Source organism: Cellulomonas sp. (genome assembly GCF_035634735.1).
Lineage (GTDB): Bacteria > Actinomycetota > Actinomycetes > Actinomycetales > Cellulomonadaceae > Cellulomonas.
Genome location: NZ_DASQCJ010000129.1, coordinates 1 through 8,471 on the forward strand (window position 1 = coordinate 1; position 8,471 = coordinate 8,471).

The following is an 8,471-nucleotide window of genomic DNA, read 5'->3' on the forward strand; positions in this document are numbered from 1 at the left end:
GTGCGGTCCAGCGGCTCGCCCCAGACGGCGTAGATGTCCGCCTCGGCGGCGCCGACCTCGAAGGCCGCGTCCGAGGAGCCGCCGAACGAGATGGTCGGGACGTGGCCGTCGACCGGCTTGGTGTCCAGGTGGAAGTCGGCGAAGTCGTAGAACCGGCCGTGGTGGTCGAACGGCTCGGTGGAGGTCCAGGCCCGCTTGACGATCTGGATGTACTCCCGGGTGCGGGCGTACCGCTCGTCCTTGGTCAGGGTGTCGCCCTCGCGGCCCTGCTCGTGGTCGTTGCCGCCGGTGATGAAGTGCACCGAGAGGCGACCGCCGGACAGCTGGTCCAGGGTCGCGAACGTCTTCGCGGCGTAGGTCGGGTACGAGACGTTCGGCCGGTGCGCGAGCAGCAGCTCGATGGACGGCAGGCGCGAGGCGACGTACGCGGCGAGCGCCGCCGGCTCCGGGCCGGACGAGCCGTAGGCGAACAGGACGCGGGTCCAGCCGGTGTCCTCGTGCGCCCGGACGATCCGCTCCAGGTAGCCGGGGTCGAACGCGCGGGTCGTGGCGGCACGCGTCTCGGACGCGTCGTTGGTGGTGGCGATGCCGAGGAACTCGACGGGCATGGCGGTGGCTCCTTCTTCTTCCCGCCGAGAGAGGGCCTGCTCGCCGAGATAGGTCCGTGGGGGGTCCTATCTCGGCGGGGCGGTCCTCTCTCGGCGCAGGTGCGGGTGCGGGGTGGGCGGGGCGGGGCGCGGCGGGGCGGGCGGGTCAGGCGGGGGCGTCGGTGGGGGGCTCGGCGGGGAGGCCGGCGGCCTTCCAGGCCGGGAAGCCGCCGTCGACGTGGGACACGGTGTAGCCGCGGGCGGCCAGGGCCTCGGCCACCGGGCGGGAGCCGTTCTCCGAGCCGCAGACGACGACGACCGGGGTGTCGATCGAGATGACCGGCTCGTGCGCCGGGCCGAACAGGGCGTCGAGGTCCGCGCGGTCGAGCAGGGTCGAGCCGGGGATCTCGCCGTGCGACGCGCGGCCGCCGGCCGAACGGACGTCGACGAGCAGGGCGCCGCGGGCGACCTCGGCGGCGGCCTCGACGGGCGGGCGGAGGGCCGGGGCGGCGTCGGGCGCCGCGCCGTCGGCGGGGGTGGCGTCGGCTGGGGTGGCGTCGGCGGCCGCGGAGAGGGCGGTCTCGGAGGCGTCGGCGGCCGCGAGGTCGGCGCGCGTGCTGGCGGTGCTGGTCATGGCGGGCTCCTTCAGACGAGGGTCAGGTGCGGGTCGCCGGCGGTGGCGGCCCCGGCGGGCGTGGCGTCGGCGGCGGGCGCGACGCCCCACGCCTCCGCGAGCAGCGCGAACGACCGCCGGGCGTCGGCCGCGTCGTGCGTGGCGGTGGTGATCAGCAGCTCGTCGGCGCCGGTGACGCGCTGCAGCGTCTCCAGCCGCGCGACGACGTCCGCGGGGGCGCCGACCACCCGGGTGTCGACCCGGTCCGCGACGACGGCGCGCTCGTCGGCGTCGCGGGCCTCCCAGGGCACGGCGTCGTCGGGGTGCGGGTACGCGACGGCCCCGGCGGCGCCGCGGCGGATGGACAGCACCCAGTCGGCGAACGGCGTGGCGAGCGCGCGGGCCCGCTCGGTGGTCTCGGCGACGAGCACGTCGGCGGAGACCACCACGTACGGCCGGTCGAGCACGCCGGGGCGGAACGCGGCCCGGTAGGCGGCGATCGTGTCGAGCGTGGTCGCCGGGCTGACGTGGAAGTTCGCCGCGATCGGCAGCCCGAGATCCCCCGCCACCCGGGCGCTCTCCCCCGCGGACGAGGCGAGCACCCACAGGTCGAAGTCGGCGCCCTCGACCGGCGGCGCCACGTGCCGGGTGCCGTCGGCCTCGGCGTAGTCGCCGGCCCGCAGCCCGAGGACCAGGCCGAGCTCGTCGCGGAACGCGGCCGGGGTGCGGGACGCGCCCACGACCCGCTTCTGGGCGAGCAGCCGCTCCCGCAGCACCGAGTCGGAGCCGTCGATCGGCGGGGCGCCGGGGACGTACAGGCCGTCCACGACCCGGGGGCCGCGGGCGGGGCGGGGCGCGGGCGCCGGGTCGGCCGGGGCGGGCGCGGGCGCCGGGTCGGCCGGGGCGGGCGCGGCCGGGCCGTCGGCGGGCGCGCCGTCCGCGGGCGCCTCCCCCGCCGGCCGGGACGGCGGCGTGAACGCCCGCCCCAGCCCGAGGTCGACCCGCCCCGGGTGCAGCGCGGCGATCGTGCCGAACTGCTCCGCGGCGACCAGCGGGCTCGTCGTGCTGAGCAGCACGGCCCCCGAGCCGACGCGGATCCGCTCCGTGCGGGCCGCCACGGCGGCGGCGAGCACGGCCGGGGACGCCGACCCGACGCCCGGCGACAGGTGGTGCTCGGCGTACCAGACGCGGCGGTAGCCGAGCCGGTCGAGGTCGACGGCCAGGTCGACGGCCGCCCGCACGGCCTGGGCGCCCGTGCCGCCGGCGGGCACGACCGCGAGGTCGAGCACGGACAGCGGGACGCGGGGGTTCTCGGACATGGGTCTGCTCCTCGGGTGGGTGCGGGCGGCCGGACGTCAGGACGTCTTCGGCAGGCCCGGCGGGTTGGTCTCGGGCGCGTCGATCGCCTCGGCCTCCAGGCCCCAGCGCTCGAGGACCTCGGCGTACGACCCGTCGTCGAACGCGCCCTGCAGCGCGGCGGTGACGGCGTCGGCCCAGCCGCCGCCCTTGAGCGTGGTGACGGCGATCTGCGCGGTGTCCGGCCAGCCGCCGTTCAGCGTCCCGACGACGGTGAAGTCCTGCGGCGAGACCTTGGCCTTGTAGGCGGCGGTGGCGTTCGGGCCGAACGAGGCGTCGATCCGGCCGGACTGGAGCGCGAGGATGGTGTCGCCGTCGTTCTCGAAGTACTCGACCTGCACGGGGTCGAGGCCGGCGGCCTGGTTCTCCTCGTCCCAGGCGAGCAGGATCTTCTCCTGGTTGGTGCCCGAGCCCACGGCCACGGTGAGGCCGGCGATGTCGGACGGCTCGTCGATCTCGGTGATGTCGCTGCCAGCCTTGACCAGCCAGCCGAGCTCGTCGTTCCGGTAGGACGAGAAGTCGAACAGCTCCTTGCGCTCCTCGGTCACCGTGACGTTGGAGATGGTGGCGTCGACGTCGCCGGACTGGACCGCCAGCGGCCAGTCGGCCCAGGCCTTCACCTGGAGATCGAGGTCCTTGCCGAGCGCGTCGGCGACGAGCTGGGCGATGTCCGTCTCGTTGCCGATCGGGGTGGCGTCGTCGTCGGCGAGGAACGCCAGCGGCGCCACGTACGCGCTCACCGCGACGGTGAACGTGTCCTGCGCCTGGAGCTCCGGCGGCAGCAGGGCGATGGCGTCCGGGTTCTCCGCGGTGTGGATGCGGTCCTGCTCGGGGCTGGTGTTCACCTCGAGGCCGGCGGCCTCGGCGGCGTCCTGCAGCTCGCTGCCCGCGCCGCTCTCCGCGGCGTCGGAGGTCCCGCCGCAGGCGGCGAGCAGGGCGAGGACGGGCACGAGCGCCAGGGCGGCGTGCGGGCGGCGGCGGAAGCCGGGCGGGCTGGTGCGGGTCGTGCGCATGGCGGGGCTGCCTCTCGGGAGGGGTGGGCGGCGGGCGCGGGGGCGCGCGCCGGGCGGGACGGGGTCAGCGGACCTTGTCGAGGAACGCGCGGGTGCGCGGGTGCGCGGGGCTGCCGAGCACCTGGGCCGCGGGGCCCTGCTCGACCACGGCGCCGTCGTCCATGAACACGACGGTGTCGGCGACGTCGCGGGCGAACGCGACCTCGTGCGTGACGATCACGAGGGTGGTGCCGTCGTGGGCGAGGTCCCGGATCACGCCGAGGACCTCCCCCACGAGCTCGGGGTCGAGCGCGGACGTCGGCTCGTCGAACAGCAGCAGCGCCGGCCGCACGGCGAGCGCGCGGGCGATGGCCACGCGCTGCTGCTGGCCGCCGGACAGCTGCCGCGGCCGGGCGTCGGCCTTGTCGGCCAGCCCGACCCGGGCGAGCAGGGCGCGCGCCTCGGCCTCCACCTCCGCCCGCGGGCGGCCCTGGGCCGAGACGGGCGCCTCGACGACGTTCTCCAGGGCGGTCAGGTGCGGGAACAGGTGGAAGTTCTGGAACACGAAGCCGATCCGGGTGCGCTGCCGCAGCACGTCCCGCTCGGTGAGCTCGCGCAGCACCTCGCGGCGCCGCGGGCCCCAGCCGGCGCGGCGCCGGGCGTAGCCGATGACCTCGCCGTCCAGGGCGACGAACCCGCGGTCGGGGCGCTCCAGGTGGTTGACCAGCCGGAGCAGCGTCGACTTGCCGGAGCCCGACGGGCCGAGGATCACGGTGACCTCGCCCGGGCGGACCTCGAGGTCGACGCCGCGGAGCACCTCGAGGGTGCCGTACGACTTGGCCAGGCCCTGGACCCGGAGGTGGCCGCCCGCGGGGGCCGCGGGTGCGGCGGGCGTGGACGCGGCGGCCGGGGCCGCAGCAGGGGCGTGCAGCACGCTGGTCATCGGTTGCCTCCGGTGCGCTCGGTGGTGCGGGCGGCGGCGCGGGGTGCCGTGCGGGGTGCGGTGCGGGTGAGGTGGCCGCGGCGGGCGCCGGCCAGGAACGTGGGCGGCAGGTCCGCGGGCAGCGGGCGCCCGGTGACGCGGGCCGCGGCGACGGCGGCCGTCCAGCGCAGCCGCTGCAGCGGGGTCGGCGGCAGGGTGCGCAGCGCGCCGCGGGCGTAGTACCGCTCCAGGTAGTACTGGGCGACGGTCAGGACCGTGGTGGTGAGCAGGTACCAGATGGCCGCGACGAGCAGCAGCGGGACGACCCGCTGGTTCCGGCCGTAGATGACGCCGACCGTGTAGAACAGCTCGCCGTACGCCAGCACGTAGACCACCGACGTGCCCTTGAGCAGCCCGATGATCTCGTTCACCGACGTCGGGACGATGGTGCGCATGGCCTGCGGCAGCACGATCCGCCACTGCTGCCGGCCGCGCGGGATGCCGAGCGCCGCGGCGGCCTCGTGCTGGCCCTGGTCGACGCCGAGGATGCCGGCGCGGACGATCTCCGCGGAGTACGCGGCCTGCGACAGCCCGAGCCCGAGGACCGCGGCGCCGAACTTGTCGACGACGTCGAGGGTGTCGAGCTGCAGCCACTCCGGCCCGAACGGGATGCCGAGGGACAGCTGCGGGTAGAGGTAGGCGAGGTTGTACCAGAGGAGCAGCTGCAGGATCAGCGGCACCGACCGGAACACCCAGGAGTACGCCCAGGACACCGACTGCAGCAGGGGCGACCGGGACAGCCGCATCAGCGCGAGCACCGTGCCGAGCCCGAAGCCGATCACCGCGGCGACCGCGGTCAGCCGGATCGTGGCCCACACGCCCTGCAGCACCGAGGGCCAGGTCAGGTACTGCGCGACGACGTCCCACTCCCACTGCGGGTTGGTGAGCAGCGAGCTGAGCACCATCGCGAGCAGCACGGCCACGCCGGCGGTCGCGACCCAGCGGCCGGGGTGCCGGGCGGGCAGCACGGGCAGGTCGGCGAGGGCCTCGGGGCGGTCGACGTCGGGGGCCCCGGTCGCGGCGCCCGGCCCGGGCGCGGCTGCCGCGGGGGCCGTGGTCGCGGCGCTCACCGGTCGAGCCACTTCTCGAAGGCGTGCGGGACGAGGTCGCCCGGGTACGCGGCGGGCTCGAACAGCGGGGTGTAGCCGGCCGCGAGGTACAGGCCGACCGCCTCCGGCTGCTTGGGGCCGGTGGTCAGGTAGAGCCGCGGGTAGCCGGCCGCGGCGGCCCGCGCCTCGAGCTCGGCGAGCACGACCCGGGCCAGCCCGCGGCGGCGGTGCGCCTCGTGGGTCCAGATCCGCTTGAGCTCGGCCGTCGGCACCGCGGGCGCGCCCTCGCCGTCCCGGGCGGTCGGGTCGGCGAGCCGGGCGGCGTCGCCGTGCTCGGGCTCCCACCGGCGGCGGAACGCGCCGCCGGCCACCGGCACGCCGTCCTGGAGCACGAGCACCAGGGCGCCGTGCGGCGGGGCGAACTCCTCGACCCCGTAGTGCTCCAGCTCGTCGCGGAGCTCGGCGGGCGTGAGCAGGCCGGTGTACCGGGTGCTGTACTCGTGCGCGAGGCCGTCGAGCAGCGGGCCGACCAGCGGGTCGTGCAGCCGGGCGGCGCGCACGGTGAGCCGCGCCGGGTCGAGCGGGGCCGGGCGGGGCGCTCGGTCCCGCAGCGGGGTCGTGGTCATCGGGTCACCTCGGGGTCGGGGGTGGGATCGGGTGCGGGGTGCGGGGTGCGGGGTGCGGCGGCGGGCGCCGTCAGGTGAGGGCGAAGGGCGCGGCGGACCACGGGCCCTCGGCCGGGACGACCCGGGCGCGGCGCGGCGCGGCGGCGCGGGTCGAGACCGGGCCGACGGGGCGGTCCCCGGGATCGGCCCGGTCGGCCGGCTCGTCCCCGTCGCCCGGCCGGAGCCGGAACGCGCCCGCCTGCTGCAGCGCGGGCACCGTGCGCTCGACGACCGCCGCCAGGTCCGCCTCCACGGACGTCGGGCGGACGACGAACCCGTCGACGGCGCCGTCCCGGACCGCGTCGGCGAGCACGGTCGCCAGGTCGGCCCCGGTGCCGGCGACGACCGCGCCGGCATCGCCGAGGTCCGGCCGGTCGACCGCGCGCACCAGGTCGAGCCGTGCCAGGGCGGCCTCGCGGTCGTCGGCGAGCGCCACGTCGACGTCGAGCAGCACGCGCACCGCGTCGGCGGGCCGGCCCGCGGCCACGGCGGCGGCGCGCACCCGGGCCCGGGCCGCGGCGGCGGCGTGCAGGTCGGGCGCGGTCACCCGGGCGACGTCGGCGTAGCGCCCGGCGAGCGCCTCGGCGGCGGGACCGGCGACGGGGACGACGACCAGCGGGCGGTCCGCGGGGCTCGCAGGGCCCGCGCCCGCGAGGTCGGCGCCCCGGATGGCCGCCCGGCCGCGGACGGCGAACCGGATGCCGTCGTGGTCGACGCGGAACCGGCCGTCGCCGCCGCGGCGCACCGCGCCGGGCTCCCCCGCGTCCCAGGCGGCCAGGACGGCGTCGAGGGCAGCGGCGGCGCCGTCGGCCCACGCCCGCTCGGCCGCCGGGTCGACCGGGGCGAGGGCACCGGCGTGGGCCGCGCCGACGCCGCCGGGCGCCGCCGGGCCGGACAGCTGCCAGCCCGCGGGGCCGCCGGCCGCGCCCTGCACGCCGCGGACGGCGCCCGCCAGGTGCCCGGGCTCGACCTGGTCGTGCGGGACGCCCGCCACCAGCGCGGCGGTGCGCACCAGCGGGGCGACCCGCGCCGCCGCGACGGCCGCGTCCAGCCGCCCCGGCACCCGCCCCCGGCCGGGGTGCAGCAGCAGGGCGTCGCCGAGCACCACCAGGTCGAGCAGGCCGCGGTCGGCGCGGTGCGCCAGCCGGGCGAGCCGCTCGCCGTCGAACGCGCGGGCGGCCACGGCGCCGAGCGCACCGTGCGCGCCAGGCCGGGCGCCGGCGGCGGTCAGGTCGACGCCGAGCAGCGCGCGGCGGGCGGCGCGGGGGGACGAGAAGGGCATGACGGCTCCGTTCGGGGGCGGTCGCGGGCGGGTGGCCGCGGGCGGCGTAGTCGCGGGCGGCGTAGTCGCGGGCGGGTGGTCGGGCGGTCGCGGGTGGCGCGGTCCGGCGGTCGCTGGCGCGCCGGCGCACCGAGCGGGCGACCGATGAGCAGGTGGCGGGCCGCGGCGGCTCGCTGAGATAGGACCTCCACGCCGAGATAGGGCCCTGGGAGCTCCTCTCTCGGCCGGGACGTCCTATCTCGGCGCGGGCCGGCCGGCTCGGCGCGGGCCGGCCGGCTCGGGGCGGCGCGGGTCGGCCGGGGCCGAGCGCGGCGGGGCCGCGGCGGGCGCGGACCGGCGGACGGCTCGTGGCCGCGCCGGTCAGGCGCCGCGGCGGGCCGGGGTCACGCGCCCCGGGCAGGGTGCGGCGCCGGCCGGCGGGCCGTCAGCGGCGACAGCGACAGCGGCCGCCGGACGTGGCGGCGACGGTCGGCAGGGCGGGTGCCGAGGGCGCCCACGGCGCCTGCACGGTCCGGCTCATGCGATCTCCTCGTGTGCCCCCGCCCGGTCGGGCGGGTCCGCGTGTTGTCCGTCGCCGGGCGGCGGCGGACCTGGTCCTCACCCGGGGCACCCACCCGCGCGGGGGGTTGCCGTCCGACCAGCCGGGGCTTCGCGTCGGAGCTCATGACCACCCGGGGCGTCCCGGGACCCGCCCTGCGGCGCGCCCCGGTCCGAACCGGTGCCGGGGAACCTACGAACCGGGGCGGGCGGGCGTCAACGGTGCGGGCGCCGCGTCTCGCATGCCGGAGCGATGTCACAGGACCGAGGTCCCAGGCGTTCGCACGGTCCCGGATCGTGAGAACTCCCCCCGCGGGTGGGCCCGGGCACGGCGGACCGGTGCTAGACCTCCGCCCCGAGGTCACGAGTCCCAGCGCCAAGCCCCGGCTGGCTGGGCAGCAACCCCAC

Annotated in this window: 8 protein-coding genes and 2 riboswitches; all 8 genes read right to left on the bottom strand. The window is 78.3% G+C overall.

The features are described 5' to 3' along the window. A partial coding sequence (locus tag VER05_RS11315) for an LLM class flavin-dependent oxidoreductase (RefSeq protein WP_324845456.1) occupies nt 1–608 on the bottom strand: 608 nt, incomplete at its 3' end. 145 nt (nt 609–753) lie between these two features. Further along, entirely contained in the window at nt 754–1,221 is a 468-nt protein-coding gene (locus VER05_RS11320) for a rhodanese-like domain-containing protein (RefSeq protein ID WP_324845457.1), read from the bottom strand. An 11-nt stretch (nt 1,222–1,232) separates the two neighbouring features. Further along, a complete protein-coding gene (locus VER05_RS11325) occupies nt 1,233–2,519 on the bottom strand; it encodes an LLM class flavin-dependent oxidoreductase (protein ID WP_324845458.1) in 1,287 nt (428 codons plus the stop codon). Nucleotides 2,520–2,555: 36 nt separating this feature from the next. Continuing rightward, a complete protein-coding gene (locus VER05_RS11330; protein ID WP_324845459.1) occupies nt 2,556–3,569 on the bottom strand; it encodes an ABC transporter substrate-binding protein in 1,014 nt (337 codons plus the stop codon). Nucleotides 3,570–3,633: 64 nt separating this feature from the next. Then, on the bottom strand, nt 3,634–4,491 hold the full coding sequence (locus VER05_RS11335) for an amino acid ABC transporter ATP-binding protein (RefSeq protein WP_324845460.1): 858 nt from the start codon (nt 4,489–4,491) through the stop codon (nt 3,634–3,636). Beyond that, the gene (locus VER05_RS11340; protein ID WP_324845461.1) at nt 4,488–5,600 is read right to left on the bottom strand and encodes an amino acid ABC transporter permease; all 1,113 of its coding nucleotides are present in this window, start codon (nt 5,598–5,600) and stop codon (nt 4,488–4,490) included. The genes VER05_RS11335 and VER05_RS11340 overlap by 4 nt, the downstream gene beginning before the upstream one ends. After that, complete coding sequence (locus VER05_RS11345) at nt 5,597–6,205, bottom strand: GNAT family N-acetyltransferase (protein ID WP_324845462.1); 609 nt, start codon at nt 6,203–6,205, stop codon at nt 5,597–5,599. Before VER05_RS11345 ends, VER05_RS11340 begins: the two co-directional genes overlap by 4 nt. Before the next feature lie 70 nt (nt 6,206–6,275). Next, entirely contained in the window at nt 6,276–7,526 is a 1,251-nt protein-coding gene (locus tag VER05_RS11350; RefSeq protein WP_324845463.1) for a F420-dependent oxidoreductase, read from the bottom strand. Nucleotides 7,527–8,080: 554 nt separating this feature from the next. Further along, nucleotides 8,081–8,195, bottom strand: a riboswitch (SAM riboswitch). Between the two features lie 227 nt (nt 8,196–8,422). Next, nucleotides 8,423–8,471, top strand: a riboswitch (SAM riboswitch). This riboswitch is flagged as partial in the annotation.